Here is a 17,206-nt window from a genome sequence, read left to right as displayed (position 1 = left end):
TCCGCCGCTAACATCTTAAGAAGCAAGCTTCTCATCAGTTCGCTCGACTTGCATGTATTAGGCACGCCGCCAGCGTTCGTCCTGAGCCAGGATCAAACTCTCCATAAAAGAAAATTTGATATAGCTCAAATTTTTGCTGGCATCATATTTGATGTCCAAAATTTTGTTTCGTTCACTGACGAGGGTCAGCTACTAAAAACTATATTTCATTAACGTTTTGTTGTTCAGTTTTCAAGGTTCATTTCCGTCGTTTTAGTGACAGGAATTATATTATATAAAATAGCATCGCGTTTGTCAATAACTATTTTAAAATATTTATTCACGTCACATCGACAGGAACTTTATTATATCACCATAACTTTAGAAATGTCAACAACGTTTTAATTCTCTTAAATTCTAAGTTGAATCAACATTTAATAGTTTAGCGACAGCTCATTAATATTATCACTAACTAAACAAAAGTGTCAACACAAAAATAATAAAAAATATTCGTTTTCCTACTATATATATTGAATTGAATATTTATAAATTAAGAAACAGAGACTAGTAAAAGAAAAACTGTGTTCACTAGTTCAAATCTTTATATTCAAGAAATCAAATTATACTTTCCATCAGTTTATTTTATATAAAAAAACTATTTCTCTAAGTACAACGTTTTGGGTAACTCAAACTTGTTACCTATGTCAAAATGATAAATCAAAAACTCATTACTAATTTACAGTTTAAATGGGTTTGTCCTATTCTAAAGCCAAATATTTTTAAAGAAACCGACTGTGCTCACCTACTAGGTATTACTCTCCTTATCAAGTAATCTTTAATTTTCCCTATTCCACTCGAGGAACCAAATCAGAATTCCTATTCTAATTTTAAAATACCTCCCACTACTCAATCTAAATTCACTCGAATTGAACGGTCTAGAGTCAAACCTTCTTCTGTAACAATCGTGTCATATGCCAAAACCTGTACCCCTGCTTTCACAGCTAGTTGTAAGGCATCCGCAAAGGCAGGATCTGTTTCCCTATTAGGAACAAATTCATAGCATCCTTTTAATTGTACGACAAATAGAATTGCACACGTATATCCTTCTTGAGCAGCTTTTGCTAGTTCTAATACATGTTTTGTTCCTCTAGTAGTCGGTGCATCTGGAAACATGGCGATACCGTTTTTCTCAAGGGTTACCCCCTTCACTTCAATAAATCCCTTTTTATTTTCCTGTTCAATATAAAGATCAAATCGGGATGCGCCATATGTTACCTCTCTTTTTACTGTTTTGACCATCCCGATTTCCGGTATTTTCTCTTTCTTAAGAGCTTCAAATGCAACAATATTCGGAGCCTGAGAATCAATGTTTACCCAACGGCCATTTTTCTCTACTGCTATGAGAGAAAACTTTGTCTTTCTTTCTGGATTATTACTCTGCTCTAATAGAACTTCCGCACCTACTAGAAACAGTTCCTTTAAACGACCTGTATTTTTAATATGTACTCTTTCATTTACTCCATTTATAGTAACTTCAGCAATAAATCGATTAATGCGACTACCAAATTGACCACGTACCATTTTTTGATACTTCATCTTTTCACTTCCCAATTACTTTCTTAACTACTACTTATACTTCAATCTTTTTTATCATTTTGTCTATAAACTAGACAATTAACAATCGGCCACAATTCTACTATAGGTTGACTCATCACATATAATAAACAATTTTGCATCTTTAGGTATTTGTTCATGATTGCGTCGGGCAATATCTAGGGAGCTGCCTTCCGAGATTAGAATTGCCCCCATATCAAATAGTTCGATGGCAGCTTCCCGGTACGTATTCCAATGGGGTCTAGCCTGAATTTCATATAAATTTTCCCCATCAGTATTACTTAAAATTTGCTTGAATAATTTGCTGGAGCCATGATGAAGAGCAGCTTGTGCCATGAGTCGTGAAACCGAATCGTTTGATAAAATAAATTCATCGACATTTGCATGTTCGAATAAGGCAATATGTTTATCTTTTTTCACTTCCACAATGGTATAGATATTTTTCTCATATTTCTTCGAGATATGCTCCACTCTAGAAGCTGTTAGCAACGTTTTTCCGTCTGCATACTCTGCAAAATTTTGCTGATCATCGGAAAAGATGGCTACGGATTTAGCTTCCAAAATATTTGCCTTCAAAAGAACCTCTTCTTCCGCCGGATTACCGCTGATGAAATGAACATCGTTATGATCAATAGGGCATCTCTCTGCGTGATCAATGATGACCACATCCTCTTTATAGTCACTAATCATAATCTCTTCTACTACATTTTCCAATTTCTCTTTGGATGATCCGATTAAAATATAATGTTCCTTTCCCGAGTAGGTCAATCGCCCCTCCTCCTTCATTTTTCGATATGCGCTAAAGCTTTCAAACACCTTCCCAATGATAATCCCCATTCCACCGATGCCAACAGTATAAAGGAGAATCATCGTAAATAGTCTTCCAAAGTCGCTCTCAGGAAAATAATCGCCATATCCAACCGTAACAAGAGTCGTCATCGTCCACCATACCGCATCGAGGAATCGAGGGAAGGTTTCCGGCTCTACTAATCTCATGGTTATACTGCTAATTAATATGAGGGCAACGGTTAATATTGCCGCCTGCAGAAGGCTAATTTTCGATATTTTAGAGAATATTTTATGTAGAATCCACATTCTTCTTATCCTTCTCCTTTAAAAAGTCCCACAGGCAAGTAATAGGAAAGATTATTCGTAATCGTCCCCCCGACTCTATAGCCTAATGCAGCCGGTTTCCCGTTAACTAAAAAGCTGCCTAAAAGCAGTTTGCCCTGTTGGATGCCCTTTTCGCTTTGAAAAGTGATGGTTGGATGCTCTACGAATTGCTGATATACCGGGATGAAATCCGAATACGTTCGTTGCGCATCCTGATGAATTAACTGACCATGCTGATTAAATATTTCCACTGTGTCGCCTTCTCTCCCAAAGGATGGTTTTTTCACAAAAGGCATACCTTTTTGCAATAATTCATCTGGTTCAAGATAAGTCGGAAGAAAGTAATCCTCTATCCACTTATGCTCCTGCTCTGTAAAGAAAGGATGGTTTTCTTCATGCAGACCCCAAATGATTGCCTGAACCGCTTTATTTTGCAATAAAAATGCTGAGGGAGGATTGATTAGCGTCAACTTCCCCTCTTCAACTAACTCCAATAACCACCTGCCAATAGGGTTTCCTTCGTCATCTTCATCTGTTATTAAGCTTTCAACCGGGAAAGTTTGCCGATAAAGAATATCAATTTTCACCCCATCTTCATCAAACAGACCGATTCCTCTTTGAATTTGCAGCTTATGGAGTGGCGTAAATTTAGATGGTACGCCCCTTTGAAGAAACAGCACCGTTTCTCTATCCTCGATATTATCTTCATGTGCAGTAAAAACAACATGGGGTGATGGATGATTTATACTTTCATTGATGCTGTGACGAACCGCTTTTCGTAATAGCAGTTCCATCCCTTCATTGGGGTTGGCTACTCCAAATTCATTGCAGACTAAGCTATTAATAGAAAATAATTCTTTTATAAAAGTTGGTGTATCAGCATTAATTTCAATGCATTTATAACTATCGCCGTATGGAATTAAATCCAGCCGAGAAATAACACTCTCGGCTGGAATCGTTTTTAACCTTAAAAAAGAAAGGGTTTCCTGTGGAAATCCCATTTCTAGTAAAGTTTCATCAGGCACATTTCGAAGCAAAGAAGCACTTTTAAAAAAGATCGCACCAATCCGCTCACTAATTAGACGAATACTGGAAACCTCGTCTTCTTTTATAAGCTTGATATCATAAAGGGCATATTCTTCCCCGTATAAATCAGCCCAAAAACCTTCTATATTTTCATAGAATTGGCGTCGTTTCGTATGATAATCAAATGATTCGCTCACTATACTCCCTCTCCAAAATCCTTGACATATACTACATAAACTCCCCGATCTTCATCAATTTCAGTAGAGGAGACGAGCTTTTGTCCGATGCCCGGTATATCCACAACATCCTTTAAGAGATAGCGCAGAACATCGAAATGGGTAGGACAAGGAATGCGGGATAACAAACGGAAATTGTCCCGTTCATCAGGACTGCGGAATTCGATATGCACTCCCATACCACGAAAACTTCTTTCATCTTCCCCTGGGTAATTTCTTCCGATTTCTTTTATAACTAGAATTTCTTCTTCCTCATGCATTTCATTGGAAGTCAGCTCGTATTGAGTTCCTCTTAAGATGAAGTACGTACATAGCTGCCGTGCGTAAAATTCATCAACGCCAACGTTTTTAGTCGTATATTCATAGAATGGCTCGTAATGACCATTACCTTTATCAATATAATAAGTTAATCCTTTCAATGTCCTTCCCCGTCCCAACTAGTAAGATAAACATTTTGCCACAATCCAGCCAATGGCTAACGATAAAGATAATAGCATCGTTCCTACTGCTCTATTATCCTCTTCAATTGCTTTATGAATGCTAAAACGAATTGTAATCACTTCTGCTAATATAAAAACAATAATTTGCGTAATAATTCCGATAGCTCCCCAAATTGCCATATCAAGAAGAGAGACAGAATATTCTGCTGCAGCTCCTAAAACAATAGCAAGACCGACAACTTTACCGCCTAAAGACATGGCAGCCGTTACATTTCTTTCAGCGATTAAACGAAATTCCTTTAACTTTGGTGTACTTATTGTAAATAAAACTACTCCAACAATTAAAAGGAGCAGGGCAACCCCTAAATAAGATGCAAAATTAAGATATAAATTCATCATGTACCTCCCTCTTTAGCTTTCACTTTCATTCAATTGTTTATATTATTAGCCCCCGTAGCTTTTTGATCCACTGCCAAATCCGGAGCTAGTTTTGTTTCCACCTTGAACTGTAGAGCTGCTGCTCTTGGTGCTTTTATAGTCAGTACTATTTATTAGGGAGCTTTTATTTTTGTAATACTTACCGCCGTAATAATAATGACCATAATAGCTAGAATGACTGTCATCACATTCCCATACACCATCGTCATCGTCCCATTCCCAATCATTACAGTATTGATCATTAGGTGGAGAGCCTACTGCAGTACTTGAACCGCATCCTGACAGCCCAAGCGTGAGTGCGGTCGTTGTAATACCTACCATTACCTTTTTCGTTTTCCCCAATATATTCACCTCTTTCCTTTTACATTTACGAGCAGTTTTATGAAAAGATTCATAAAAATTTCTTTACTATCGTCATACAATACGATTCGCTAAAAAAATTTATACGGTTAGTTATGATAGTTAGTAATTTAATTACCCAGGCCTTATTAACTGTACATGAAATAGTGAAAAGAAGTTGCTCATTTATAAAATTAGAGAGATTATGCTCATGAATAAGAAGCCATTAATAAATTAATAAATCTCTATTTCACTAACTAAGCAGGATAGCAGTAAGTGAAATACTTTCAATTTAGAAATACTTATACGAAAAATTTAATTAATAAAGGTAATACTAAAAATAAAAAATTATAGGAGCGGAAACCATGCCACGAAAATTCACCCAAAATAGCGAAGAGTTGGATACAGAGAAAATGGTTCAAGCATCAAATGCTCAACAAAGTAATAATCAGCCTAGTAAAAATGAAGTTGATAAACTAACTCGCATGTTAGCATCAGTATTGGAGTATTTGTCAGATGAAGACACCGATGAAATTGATATTGGGTACCTTTTTGATAATACAGAAGGTCTTAAAGAATGGTGGAATCAATATAAGGAAAAGAATCGGAAAGTGATTGAAGAAGAAATTAAACAATCTCTTGGCGAACTATCTTTAGAGGATCTTAATAAAATCCTTAAGCAGTTAAAAGAAAAACAGAACTGACCACTAACTAACAGAACTATTAAGAATAAGCATAAGCGCCCTGTTAGCCCCGACAAGAAGGCGCTTTTTATTCTACATTTCTGTATTAATAGTAGAAGGTTTATTTAAAGGATGAATCAAATTTTTGCGAGCTTTATCGTCTGTTCGCAAACAGTATGATTTTTCAAAGCAAAAAGTAAAAAACGATAGTTATACCCTTTTAATCCTCCTTAATTAAATAGGAAATCATCACTCAAAAATGGATTTCTAATGACTCCCTTTTTGAGTGATGATATTTACCGCCATAGTATTAAGATTTAAAATTACTAATAATTCCCTGTAATTCTTGAGCCATTTCACTTAATATTTCAGCCGAAGAGGATACTTCCTTCATTGTAGAGTTCTGCTCCTCGGTAGATGCTGCTGCATTTTGTATTTTAGCTGTAGATTCTTCCACTATGTATCTTACTTCTTGTATCCCGTTGTCCACTTTTTGTAAATTAGAATGTACTTGTTTAACTATTGCAGCTACTTCTTGAGATTCAACGGCCACCTGTTTAATAGATTGATCTATATCTCGGAAAGAGTTACCCGTTTTTCTTACCATATTTAAACCTTCTTTAACAACTTGTGTACTGCTATTTATCGATTTAACAGCTTTCTGGGATTCATCCTGTATTTCCTTAATAAGATTACGTATTTGCTCTGCTGCGATAGATGATTGGTTAGCCAATTTTCGAACTTCATCTGCAACAACAGTAAATCCTTTTCCTTGTTCACCTGCCCGTGCAGCCTCAATTGCCGCATTTAAGGCCAACAGGTTTGTCTGATCAGCGACCTGTGTAATCAACTCAATAATTTTGCCAATTTCTTTGGATTTTTCACTTAATGTATGAACAACCTGAGCAGATTCCCTTGCAGAATCTTGTACCTGATTCATCTGTTCTATTGTTTGCTTTACTACATCATTTCCTATCGCCGCATTGTTATTAGCAGCAATCGTTAAATTAGCAACAGACTGAATAGAATCAGCAGCCTTACTCATTCCTTTCGATATTTCCTCGGATGCTTCCGCAGCCTGAATAACCATGGAGACTTGCTTTTCTGCCCCCATTGCAATTTCCTGCATAGCAAAAGTAATTTGTTCCGTTGCTCTATTTGTGTCTTCAGCACTAGCAGATAATTCATCTGATGTGAAAGCTACACGTTCTGAATTTAAATGAACTTGATGGATCAATTGGCGGAGACTCTGTTTCATTTCGTTAAAGACACGAGCTAATTCCCCAATTTCATCACGATTTCCCACTATTATATCGTCTTGTGTTAAATCACCTAAAGCTATATTTCTCGCTCCTTCTACTAAAAATAAAATAGGACGAGTAATCATCCGAGACATGAAAACGCTAATAAGGATTGCTAGAGCAGAAGAGATAAGACCCCAAAATAAATTTATGTTTTTAACAGAAGCAACCATATCTGAATTTGCAGTAATACCTTCCTGCATTTGTTTTGTCTGAATCTCAACCATTTCATTAGCAGCTTCTTCTATTTGTGCAGCTATCGGAATGATTTCTTCATTAACGAGTTGGTTAACTTGTTCGTTATTTGCCTCTTCTGAATTAATGGCATTTAAAGATTTTTCCTTCAACTGTTCATGTAAATCAGAAATTGTTATTAGTAACTCATTTGCTTCCTGACCTTGAATGACTGTCTCTTCACTAGTCACTTTTTCTTCTAATTGCTCAATTGTTGTTTGTAAAAATTCTAAAGAGCCTTCCTCACCAGCCAAAATGCCTCTCAAACTTGCAACTTCTCTAGAAGCATAGAGCTGAATATCTTTTATATTTATTAAATTAGTATCCAATTGTTCCACCAAATCTGAATAAGAATGATTTATTTTTTGGATTTCATAATAAGATAGAGCACAAACGGCACCAAGAAGAACCGTAAGAATCAAAAACCCTGATAACATTTTTTTACGAATAGTCATTTTCATTTAAATATCCCCTTCTAGCCGATAATCGTAATTTTTAATATGTTTAAAGTAATGGATGAGCCTTAAAATTTCCTTAAAATTACTAAGAAGGGTTTATAATTTATCGATTGTGTTAATAGGGTACTGGAAGAGATTAATTTAATAAAAAGGATTAATTTGCGAGGAATATGGAGTAAACATTACTTAGAGGTGAACCTTAATGGGTAAGCATTACTTATTATTACTAGGAGTATTAGATTACAAACATTTGTCTCAATAAGGATTAATACTCCTTTATATAGAAAAGTATCAAGTTTATAAACAATAATTTAACAAGATTTCCCACAATTCCCAAAAAGACTTGTAGTATCTAATACTACAAGCCTTTTTAGAAATCCCTTTGTTAAGCTTGAATTGACCCAAATCAGTGATCTTCTACAATCTTCTGTACTTCTTGTAATTGCTGCTTCAACAACTCTAGCTGTGATTTATTATGTTCAACTAAATCCATATGCTCATTATGTTGTTCTGCATTTTCAAATGCGTTCTCTGCATGAGAAATTGCATTAAATGCATGCTCAACTGCTATTTCCTCTGGGTGTGACATTGCTTGCTTTACCGCGCGATCAGCCTTTTGAACAGAGTTGCTGAATAAAGTACTCGGGTGATCTTGTTTCCAACTTGTGTCTGAATGCTTTGCCATATATATTCTTCCCTTTCTTTCGAATTAATCATTACTAAATCTTAGTATTGTAATCTAACGACAAAATATGTACATCATTAAAGTGAATTAATTTTCATTTCAGTTAATAACGAAATTATTTTTGTTTAAATAAACAACATTATTCCATACTAATAGTTGATGGAAATAAAAAAGAACTTTATATACAAGTAAAATAATTTTTGTATATAAAGCTCTATTAATATTTATCTATTTTTTCATTTTATGAATATACCGCGATGCTAACGCTGTTAAAAACGCATAAGTTGTTGCCTTGACAGTAGATTGCACTTGATTATCTCGATTTGGGTCGATACAAACAAAATCCATTGCACGGACTATTGGATATTTCCCCATCTCAAATAAGATATCAAAAAGCTCGTCAGTCCGCATTCCACCTGGTGTTGATGCCGGGACGCCTGGTGCATAGGTAATATCCAATACATCCATATCAACCGTAAGATAAACAATATCAACTTTATTGGAAAGCTGCTCCATCACATCATGTATCACGGAAGCAATGCCTTTTTTACGAAGCTGTTTTAATGAAATCATATTGACCTTATGTTTATGTGCCGCTTCAATTAATGAAGGTGCGTTATAAAACCCATGAAGTCCAATATTATATACATTTTCACCCTTTACAACATTGCCTTCCACAAGTTGACGAATTGGTGTTCCATTCGTTGGACCTTGGCTTAAATCTCTCAAGTCCAAATGTGTATCGAGCTGAACAATTCCTATTGATTTATTTTCATTATTACTTTGAATTGAACGAACTAATGGTGCTGTGATTGAATGATCGCCGCCAATGGATACATAAAAAGAGTTAGGATAATTATGTTGAATATGCTGCATAGCATGTTCTATATTATCATGACACTGAAGAATATTTGTATAGTGCATTTTTACATCGCCAAGATCGCCAACTTTATAATCCCGAAAATCAACATGTTCGTCAAAATAATAAGTTGTGAATAGTTCCCAAGCCTTTCGGAATGCCTTCGGAAATTCCGATGCAGCAGATGCACTAATAGAAGATCGCGAAAGCGGGACACCAAGAATAACAGCATCCCAGTCTTCACGTTGTTCTTCCCAAACAGGTATAATCCAATCCTTAACCTTTATATCCTTGCCGTCTTCTCTTATCCATACTGTCGAAGATTTTTGTACATATTCATTTAATCCTTCTATCATTGAAAAACTCCGTCCTTTAAGACTACTTTACCGTTTTTCACAACTATATGAGTGTGGTTCATACCGTAATAGTATTGTAATTGTTTATAGTTGGCCACATTCAACACTAATATATCTGCTTTTTTCCCCTTTTCCAGTGAACCAATTTGATCCCCTCTGTTAATCGCATAAGCAGCATTGACTGTTGTTGCCGTTAATACTTCTTCCAGTGTAAGTCCCATGTTCATACAAGCTAAATTCATAATAAACGGCAAGCTAATTGTAGGTGATGAACCAGGATTAAAGTCTGTTGAAATTGCAACAGGTACCCCTTCATCAATCATTAGTCGTCCACGGGCAAAAGGTGCACGTAAGAAGAAAGCTGTACCTGGAAGTAAAACGGCAATAGTTCCTGCCTCTGCCATTTTTCTAATCCCCTCATCTGAGGCAACTAGCAAGTGTTCTGCAGAGATTGCTCCTACTTCCGCTGCAAGTTCAGCACCTTCGTATGGTTCTATCTCGTCAGCATGAATTTTAGGTGTTAATCCATATAGCTTTCCAACCTCCAAAATTTTACGAGATTGTTCGGGTGTAAACACTCCTTTTTCACAAAATACATCATTAAATTCCGCAAGATTTTCTTCGGCTACTTTAGGAAGCATTTGGTTAATAATAATATCAACAAATTCATCTTCTCGCCCTTTATAGTCTATCGGAACTGCATGTGCTCCCATAAAGGTACTTACAATATCAATAACATGTGTCTCTTGAAGTTTTTTTGCTACTTCTAACTGTTTTTTTTCATTCTCCCAATCTAAGCCATAGCCACTCTTAGCTTCAACAGTGGTAACACCGTACTTTAAAAATTCATTTAAATGATTAAATGTTTTCTCATATAAATCTTCAAAGCTAGCTTGACGGGTACTCTTCGTCGTTGAGTGAATGCCTCCGCCTGCATTCATAATTTCCATGTAGGTAAACCCGTTTAAACGCATATTGAATTCATTTTCCCGTGTTCCACCATGTACTAGATGGGTATGGCAATCGACTAGTCCAGGCATAACAATCTTTCCAGCAGCATCAATCACTTCTGCATCCATAGCAAGTTGTGGATGTTCTCTTTGTATTTCTTCTAACGTACCAACAGCAACAATTTGATCTTGATCGATTAAAATACTGCCGTTTTTTATAATACCAATTTCCTTCATTGCTTCTTTTGTACGAGGACCTTTTCGATCCCCTTTTAGCGTTATAACTTCATTTGCATTTTTAATTAATGTAGGCATCACTATCAACCTCTTTTGTCCAGCATTGGCATTTTAACATGCTTTTCTTTAGCAGCTTTAATTGCTATATCATAACCAGCATCTGCGTGGCGAACAACACCCATCCCTGGATCTGAAACAAGAACTCGATTAATCTTTTCAGCTGCCAATTGTGTTCCATCAGCCACTAATACTTGACCAGCGTGTTGTGAATATCCCATACCAACACCTCCGCCATGATGGACACTAACCCAACTAGCTCCTCCTGCTGTATTAATTAAAGCATTTAAGATTGGCCAATCTGATACTGCATCCGATCCATCTAACATTCCTTCTGTTTCACGGTTTGGCGATGCAACAGAACCAGAGTCTAAGTGATCACGGCCGAATACTATTGGTGCCTTTAATTCTCCATTAGCTACCATTTCATTTACCTTTAATGCGAAGCGATGGCGATCGCCATAACCAAGCCAGCAAATACGTGCAGGAAGACCTTGCCATTTAACCATTTTTTGAGCCATATCAATCCAGTTAACTAAGCCCTCATCATCTGCAAACATTTCTTTTGCAAGAGCATCTGTTTTGTAAATATCTTCTGGATCACCTGATAAAGCTGCCCAGCGAAACGGTCCTTTACCTTCACAAAATAGTGGTCGAATATACGCTGGTACAAATCCAGGGAAATCGAAAGCATTTTCAACCCCCATTTCTTTAGCATAAGCACGAATATTGTTTCCGTAGTCAAATACTTCTGCTCCTGCCTTTTGGAAATCAAGCATCGCCTGCACATGGTCTGCCATAGCTTGCTTTGCTCTTTTCTCATATTCTTTTGGATCTGCTTTGCGCAACTCTAACGCTTCTTCAAAACTCATGCCATTCGGAACATATCCATTTATCGGATCATGTGCAGAAGTTTGATCAGTAACAAAATCTGGGATTACTCCACGGTTAAGAAGCTCTCTGTGTACGTCTGCACAGTTGCCTACTAAACCAATGGATGCAGGTTCTTTGTTTTCTCGTAGTTTATTTACCAATTCAAGAGCATCATCTACCGTTTCCACCAAATAGTCACAATAGCCTTCTTTTATTTTACGTTCAATACGTTTTCGGTCTACCTCAACAACTAAGATGACAGCACCAGCCATTTTTCCTGCAAGGGGTTGAGCACCACTCATTCCTCCCATACCGCCAGTTAAAATGAATTTTCCTCTTAAATCAGCTGATCCGAAAACCTTTTTGCCTGCTTCTACAAAACTTAAATAAGTACCCTGTAAAATTCCTTGAGCTCCTATATAAATCCAACTGCCAGCAGTCATTTGGCCATACATCATTAAATTGCGTTCTTCCAACTCATAAAAATGCTCCCAATTTGCCCAAGCTGGAACTAAATTTGAATTTGCAATTAATACTCGTGGAGCATTTTCATGTGTTCGGAAAACAGCTACAGGTTTACCAGATTGCACAAGTAATGTTTCATCATTTTCTAATTCCTTTAAAGACGCTATGATTTGTTCAAAACATTCCCAATCTCGCGCCGCCTTACCGATACCGCCATAAACAACTAATTCATCCGGATTTTCTGCAACTTCAGGGTCAAGATTATTCATGAGCATGCGCATTGCAGCTTCTTGTTGCCATCCTTTACATGTTAATTGATTTCCTCTAGGTGCTTTAATATTTTTATTCATCAATTTATTCATCTATAATCTCCCCTTAAAAATTAAAATAATAAAAATGCTATTGGTGTTACGATAATTAAAGAAAGTACAACCCGTTCAAACCAAATAATAATTAACTGGCGAATTGTTAAAGGTATATCGGTTGATAAAATTAACGGGATAACTGCTGAACAGAATAAAATCGCTGACACTGATACATTCGCCACAATAAATTTAGTAATTAGCGATGCTTCTGCCACTAATAAGGAAGGCAAGAAAATTTCTGTGATTGATAATGAAAGAGCCTTCGCAGTCAGCATAGGTTCTGGCAACTGTAATAAATAAGTGAATGGTGCAAAGATGAATGCAATAACATCAAATAATGGTGTATACAAGGCTAATACTATTCCTAGTAAACCAATTGATAAGATGGAAGGTATAACACCCATCGCCATTATGAGACCATCTTTTAGATGAAGATATAAATTCTTAAAGAATGTAGGGTTTTTCTCTACTGCATTTAAAGCCTCTTGCCATGCATTTTGGAAACGCTTTCCTCTTATGATGACTTCTGGGTCTGCAGTAGTTCCTTCTAAATACTCATCCTTAATCCGATTAAGCGGGTAAATACGTGCTGTTATTGCTGTTACAACAAATGTAATAATTAGGGAAATCCAAAAGAACTGTGACCAATATTCCATAATATCGAGTGTATTGGCCATTACGACCATAAACGTAACAGATACAGTAGAGAAGCCAGTTGCAATAATTGCTGCTTCACGAATCGTATACTTACCTTGCTTGAAAACACGATTTGTTAATAACAATCCTACTGAATAGCTTCCAACAAAAGACGCTACTGCATCAACAGCAGAACGACCTGGTGTACGAAAAATTGGTTTCATAAACGGCTGCATGAAAACACCGATAAACTCTAGTAAGCCATAACTAACAAGCAATGCTAAAAATACAGATCCTATTGGAATTAAAACACCTACTGGTTTAATTAACTTATCCATTAAAAATGGTCCTACGTCTGGTGCAAAAAGCCATGCTGGACCGACTCCGAAAATCAGCATAATTCCTATAACTAATCCTGCTAATTTAAAGATAGATAAAATTCTACTAACCATATCCTTCTTCCAGCTTTTATTAACAAATGGCAATATTGCACCCGCCACTAGTAAAATAAAGACATATGCAGTAACCAATGTTGGAAAAGATGTAGATATAAAACTGACTATATGGTCGATTAGAATGGAAGATTTTCCATTCCATTCAAATGTTACAAAGAAACTGAAAATACCAATTAGACTGCATACAATCATTTTTAAAGTTGTTGTAGTTTTATTTGAAGCATTTATCGCAGTCATTTGATCTATTTTATTCGATTCGGCTAATTCTTCCGCCGATAGCTCTTTAACACTCTCAGTCATTTCTCTTCCCCCTTTGCTTTTTATTTATATTTACATTTTAATATTCAGTCTTTTCGAAAAATATAGAATTTTAAAATGAGAAAATGGAATTTTATATGTTTTTAATTAGAATTTAATTGTATAATAGAAAAAAAATATGATTCTGGAATTTTATAAGGTGATTAGAATGAAAATTTTCATTATTGATCGGGATTATACAGAAGCAAAGGGATTTAAATGGTATTTGGAGTCTTATCTATTAAATGAAATTGAAGTATATATTTTAAACTCAATTGATCAACTATATCAGCAATATCAACAAGTACATCCAGATATTTTAATTGTCGAGATAGAATTAATAAAACATCCAAATGATATTGCCTTTTTCAAATTAGCTAGAAAAGACGGAACCGAGATTTATGCAATAACCTCCGAACCACTTTTTCAACACGCTTTAAAGGCAATTCAAATGCAAGTAACGCACTTTTTCGTAAAGCCTGTGGATTTAAATCATTTGAAGTATTTAATTAATTCTTCTACAAAGGAAAATAAAACTGTTGTCAATTCTATTGGAGATTATGATTTAACAAATGTTTTTTACTTACAACTCTTTTTAAACAATGAAAATGGTAGCTTTTTAAAGGACAATCGACTTTTTTTCCTTATCGAGCCAGAGTATCCCAAAGATTTAAGCGCTTTATATAGTTGGTTAAAGGAAACCCCGATTTTCGAAAGTATAGAAATTTATCCATTATCAAAACGTATCATCTGTATCTCAGAATTTGTTGAGAAATCATTATTTGAGAAAAAGGCAAGAACATTAATTCGGGAATGGAATATTATGAGTGGCAGCTATATTAATATAGCTATTTATGATAGAGAACCTGCTCAATTGAATGAAATTTATTTAGAGACTAAGAAAGCCTTAAAGCAACGATTCTATAAGGGATTTGAGCATATTTTTTATGTCAGCAAGCAGCTTATTCCACTTCCCTTAGATCCGTTATTAACACCTGAGGAACAGCAGCTATGGATACAAGGTCTTGAAAATCTTGATATACAAACAATTAAAGAATTTCTCTACCGATTATCTATTGATGGGACTTATTATGAGCAAGATTCAATTCGTATACATCTAACCAGTGTGTTAGCACAAATTAGACGGTTTATGCTGAAATATAATTTACATCAAAAAGCCGTATTAGAAGAAAATTATCGTCAATTATTCAACATTATATTAGAACACCCTATTCTATATACAATTATTCAGGAAATCATCCTTTTTACACAAACATTAATGAAGCTTGCAGCTGATGCAAAATTGGAATTCAAAGCAAATTATGCTGAATTGGCAGCTGATTTAATTGAACAACAATATAAAAATACTAAATTGTCTTTAATTGAAATAGCCAATCAACTAGGAATTACATCAAACTATTTAAGTAGTATTTTTAGTAAGCATCATGGTGTTGCGTTTAAACGCTATTTACAGCAGATTCGTATACAGCATGCACAAAAAACTTTATTAGAGACCAATTTTCCAATTAGTGAAATTGCACAGTTAAATGGTTTTGAGGATCCTAATTACTTTGCAAAACTTTTTAAAGCTTATACGGGGCAATCTCCAAATCGATACCGAAAAATGTTAAGGGAGAAGAGAGAATAACCAACTTCTAAATACCATTATGGTGTAGTTTGCTTTTCTATAAAACCCTTAAATACAGTGTCTTTAAAATTAAAGCTTCTTCTCCTAACACTTAGAAAGATAAAGCAATTATAAAAATGCCCTTTCCAAATGTGGACAGGGCATTAATAATCTAATTTTCATATAATTGAATGTAAACTAGAAGGAAGGACTTAGCTTATCCTCTCCGAAATAATCTCCACTGCTTTCTTAAATTCCTTTACAAAAGCTTCTCGACTAACTTCATATAGAACATGAACATTTGGTACTTTTCCCGTTTTCTCCATATAATCCACGACTGTTGTACCAACTGTAACCCCTTCAAGCTCTACTTCAACGTAGTAATCTTGACCTTCAAAAATATCCGGCTTTAATAAGTACATTACCGCGCATACATCGTGGAAATGAAGTACTTTGTCATAATTTTCTTCATGAAACGGTGTTTTTTTTATATTTTTAAGATAAAACTCCACCATTTGATTTAACTTTTGTGTTAAGTCAGTATCTTTATTTAAAATATTTTTCATTTCATCAATTGTAATAAAGGCTTTATGTGTTACATCCAAACCACTCATCACAATAGGTAAACCTGAACGAAACACAATTTCAACTGCATGTGGATCGACGTACGCATTAAATTCTGCTGTCGGTGTGACATTGCCACCTACCGCTGCACCACCCATCCAAGAAATACGTTCTATTTTTGCTTTTACTTCTGGATGTGCGAGTATTAAGGCTGCGATATTTGTTAATGGTCCTGTTGAAACGATTGTTATTTTTTCATCGCTTTTTAAAATCGTTTCCAGCATGGCCGTAATTGCAGTACGATAGCTTATTGGCAACGTTGGTGTTAAAAATTGTACATTTCCTAGACCACTTTCTCCGTGGACTTCTTCCGCCTCTTCTATTTCATAAATTATAGGACTTTCTAAACCTCGGGCAATTTCAACATTTGCTCCAATATAACTTAAAAAGGCACGCGTATTATAGTTTGTTTTATCTTGAGAAATATTCCCAGCGCTTGTTGTCACTAGCCGTATGTCAAAAGCATGATCATTGGCAAAAGCTAAAATAAGCATCATTGCGTCGTCAATCCCTGGATCGGTGTCGATAATAATTGGGATTTTAGTCATATTGAGCCCCCTTTTTAATACCTCAAATCAGTGAATTTAAGGGTAATTAAATTTTCAGGTCCTATTTCACTCTAATCTTGTAAATAATTGGATATTGAAAAGTATGTCAATAAAAATGATTTAATTACTAAATTGTATTTTTATCCGTAAAATACAGCTAAAACCTAATGAAAATTTATTCCCCTTTAAAACACTGCTTCCCACAATACTTCTTATATATGACATCTCATAGATTCTCAGTATAGAGCATTTCTAAACATCCATTTAGCCATAAAAAAACCCATCTTAAGTTATGTGGCTTAGATGGGTTA

At 35.4% G+C, this 17,206-nt stretch carries 15 protein-coding genes and 1 rRNA gene; 2 read left to right on the top strand and 14 right to left on the bottom strand.

Annotated elements, in window-relative coordinates:
* From EKG35_RS13275 to EKG35_RS13245, 7 genes are all read right to left on the bottom strand, one after another.
* Positions 1–108, bottom strand: a 16S ribosomal RNA gene (locus tag EKG35_RS13275); the annotation flags it as partial.
* A gap of 777 nt (positions 109–885) precedes the next feature.
* The gene (sfsA, locus tag EKG35_RS13270; protein ID WP_126294973.1) at positions 886–1,575 is read right to left on the bottom strand and encodes a DNA/RNA nuclease SfsA; all 690 of its coding nucleotides are present in this window, start codon (positions 1,573–1,575) and stop codon (positions 886–888) included.
* Between the two features lie 78 nt (positions 1,576–1,653).
* Positions 1,654–2,688: an ion channel gene (locus tag EKG35_RS13265; RefSeq protein ID WP_126294971.1), complete on the bottom strand. Its 1,035-nt coding sequence runs from the start codon at positions 2,686–2,688 to the stop codon at positions 1,654–1,656.
* Between the two features lie 5 nt (positions 2,689–2,693).
* A complete protein-coding gene (locus EKG35_RS13260; RefSeq protein WP_126294970.1) occupies positions 2,694–3,929 on the bottom strand; it encodes a glutathionylspermidine synthase family protein in 1,236 nt (411 codons plus the stop codon).
* Positions 3,929–4,387: an RNA helicase gene (locus EKG35_RS13255; RefSeq protein WP_126294969.1), complete on the bottom strand. Its 459-nt coding sequence runs from the start codon at positions 4,385–4,387 to the stop codon at positions 3,929–3,931. Before EKG35_RS13255 ends, EKG35_RS13260 begins: the two co-directional genes overlap by 1 nt.
* Positions 4,388–4,405: 18 nt before the next feature.
* Positions 4,406–4,804, bottom strand: coding sequence for a DUF350 domain-containing protein (locus EKG35_RS13250; RefSeq protein WP_126294967.1), 399 nt, complete (start codon positions 4,802–4,804; stop codon positions 4,406–4,408).
* A gap of 48 nt (positions 4,805–4,852) precedes the next feature.
* Entirely contained in the window at positions 4,853–5,167 is a 315-nt protein-coding gene (locus tag EKG35_RS13245; RefSeq protein ID WP_126294980.1) for an aminotransferase yhxA, read from the bottom strand.
* A gap of 383 nt (positions 5,168–5,550) precedes the next feature.
* Here EKG35_RS13245 and EKG35_RS13240 point away from each other — a divergent pair, with 383 nt between their 5' ends.
* On the top strand, positions 5,551–5,889 hold the full coding sequence (locus EKG35_RS13240) for a hypothetical protein (protein WP_126294966.1): 339 nt from the start codon (positions 5,551–5,553) through the stop codon (positions 5,887–5,889).
* A gap of 289 nt (positions 5,890–6,178) precedes the next feature.
* Here EKG35_RS13240 and EKG35_RS13235 read toward each other — a convergent pair whose 3' ends face one another.
* The 6 genes from EKG35_RS13235 to EKG35_RS13210 form a co-directional block, all read right to left on the bottom strand.
* Positions 6,179–7,864, bottom strand: a complete 1,686-nt coding sequence (locus EKG35_RS13235) for a methyl-accepting chemotaxis protein (protein WP_126294964.1) — start codon at positions 7,862–7,864, stop codon at positions 6,179–6,181.
* A gap of 403 nt (positions 7,865–8,267) precedes the next feature.
* The gene (locus tag EKG35_RS13230) at positions 8,268–8,546 is read right to left on the bottom strand and encodes a DUF2564 family protein (protein ID WP_126294963.1); all 279 of its coding nucleotides are present in this window, start codon (positions 8,544–8,546) and stop codon (positions 8,268–8,270) included.
* A 228-nt stretch (positions 8,547–8,774) separates the two neighbouring features.
* A complete protein-coding gene (locus EKG35_RS13225) occupies positions 8,775–9,761 on the bottom strand; it encodes an agmatinase family protein (protein ID WP_126294962.1) in 987 nt (328 codons plus the stop codon).
* Positions 9,758–11,029 carry an imidazolonepropionase gene (gene hutI, locus EKG35_RS13220; protein WP_185807754.1) on the bottom strand — a complete coding sequence of 424 codons (1,272 nt, stop codon included), beginning with the start codon at positions 11,027–11,029 and terminating at the stop codon, positions 9,758–9,760. The genes EKG35_RS13225 and hutI overlap by 4 nt, the downstream gene beginning before the upstream one ends.
* 2 nt (positions 11,030–11,031) lie before the next feature.
* On the bottom strand, positions 11,032–12,705 hold the full coding sequence (hutU, locus tag EKG35_RS13215) for a urocanate hydratase (protein ID WP_421663450.1): 1,674 nt from the start codon (positions 12,703–12,705) through the stop codon (positions 11,032–11,034).
* A 20-nt stretch (positions 12,706–12,725) separates the two neighbouring features.
* Positions 12,726–14,099, bottom strand: coding sequence for a YjiH family protein (locus EKG35_RS13210; protein WP_246020367.1), 1,374 nt, complete (start codon positions 14,097–14,099; stop codon positions 12,726–12,728).
* Between the two features lie 166 nt (positions 14,100–14,265).
* Between EKG35_RS13210 and EKG35_RS13205 the strand changes: the two genes are divergently transcribed.
* A complete protein-coding gene (locus EKG35_RS13205) occupies positions 14,266–15,744 on the top strand; it encodes a helix-turn-helix domain-containing protein (protein WP_126294959.1) in 1,479 nt (492 codons plus the stop codon).
* A gap of 191 nt (positions 15,745–15,935) precedes the next feature.
* Here EKG35_RS13205 and EKG35_RS13200 read toward each other — a convergent pair whose 3' ends face one another.
* The gene (locus tag EKG35_RS13200; protein ID WP_126294958.1) at positions 15,936–16,895 is read right to left on the bottom strand and encodes a nucleoside hydrolase; all 960 of its coding nucleotides are present in this window, start codon (positions 16,893–16,895) and stop codon (positions 15,936–15,938) included.
* Positions 16,896–17,206 lie beyond the last annotated feature (311 nt).

Source organism: Lysinibacillus telephonicus, from assembly GCF_003966145.1.
Taxonomy (GTDB): Bacteria; Bacillota; Bacilli; order Bacillales_A; family Planococcaceae; genus Ureibacillus; species Ureibacillus telephonicus.
This window is presented reverse-complemented; position numbering and strand designations above follow the sequence as displayed.

Coding starts and splice junctions, on each gene's coding strand:
- EKG35_RS13230 (WP_126294963.1), bottom strand. CDS start 8,546: ATGGCAAAGCATTCAGACACAAGTTGGAAACAAGATCACCCGAGTACT.
- EKG35_RS13240 (WP_126294966.1), top strand. CDS start 5,551: ATGCCACGAAAATTCACCCAAAATAGCGAAGAGTTGGATACAGAGAAA.
- EKG35_RS13210 (WP_246020367.1), bottom strand. CDS start 14,099: ATGACTGAGAGTGTTAAAGAGCTATCGGCGGAAGAATTAGCCGAATCG.
- EKG35_RS13250 (WP_126294967.1), bottom strand. CDS start 4,804: ATGAATTTATATCTTAATTTTGCATCTTATTTAGGGGTTGCCCTGCTC.
- EKG35_RS13200 (WP_126294958.1), bottom strand. CDS start 16,895: ATGACTAAAATCCCAATTATTATCGACACCGATCCAGGGATTGACGAC.
- EKG35_RS13235 (WP_126294964.1), bottom strand. CDS start 7,864: ATGAAAATGACTATTCGTAAAAAAATGTTATCAGGGTTTTTGATTCTT.
- hutU (WP_421663450.1), bottom strand. CDS start 12,705: ATGAATAAATTGATGAATAAAAATATTAAAGCACCTAGAGGAAATCAA.
- EKG35_RS13265 (WP_126294971.1), bottom strand. CDS start 2,688: ATGTGGATTCTACATAAAATATTCTCTAAAATATCGAAAATTAGCCTT.
- EKG35_RS13205 (WP_126294959.1), top strand. CDS start 14,266: ATGAAAATTTTCATTATTGATCGGGATTATACAGAAGCAAAGGGATTT.
- EKG35_RS13245 (WP_126294980.1), bottom strand. CDS start 5,167: ATGGTAGGTATTACAACGACCGCACTCACGCTTGGGCTGTCAGGATGC.
- sfsA (WP_126294973.1), bottom strand. CDS start 1,575: ATGAAGTATCAAAAAATGGTACGTGGTCAATTTGGTAGTCGCATTAAT.
- EKG35_RS13225 (WP_126294962.1), bottom strand. CDS start 9,761: ATGATAGAAGGATTAAATGAATATGTACAAAAATCTTCGACAGTATGG.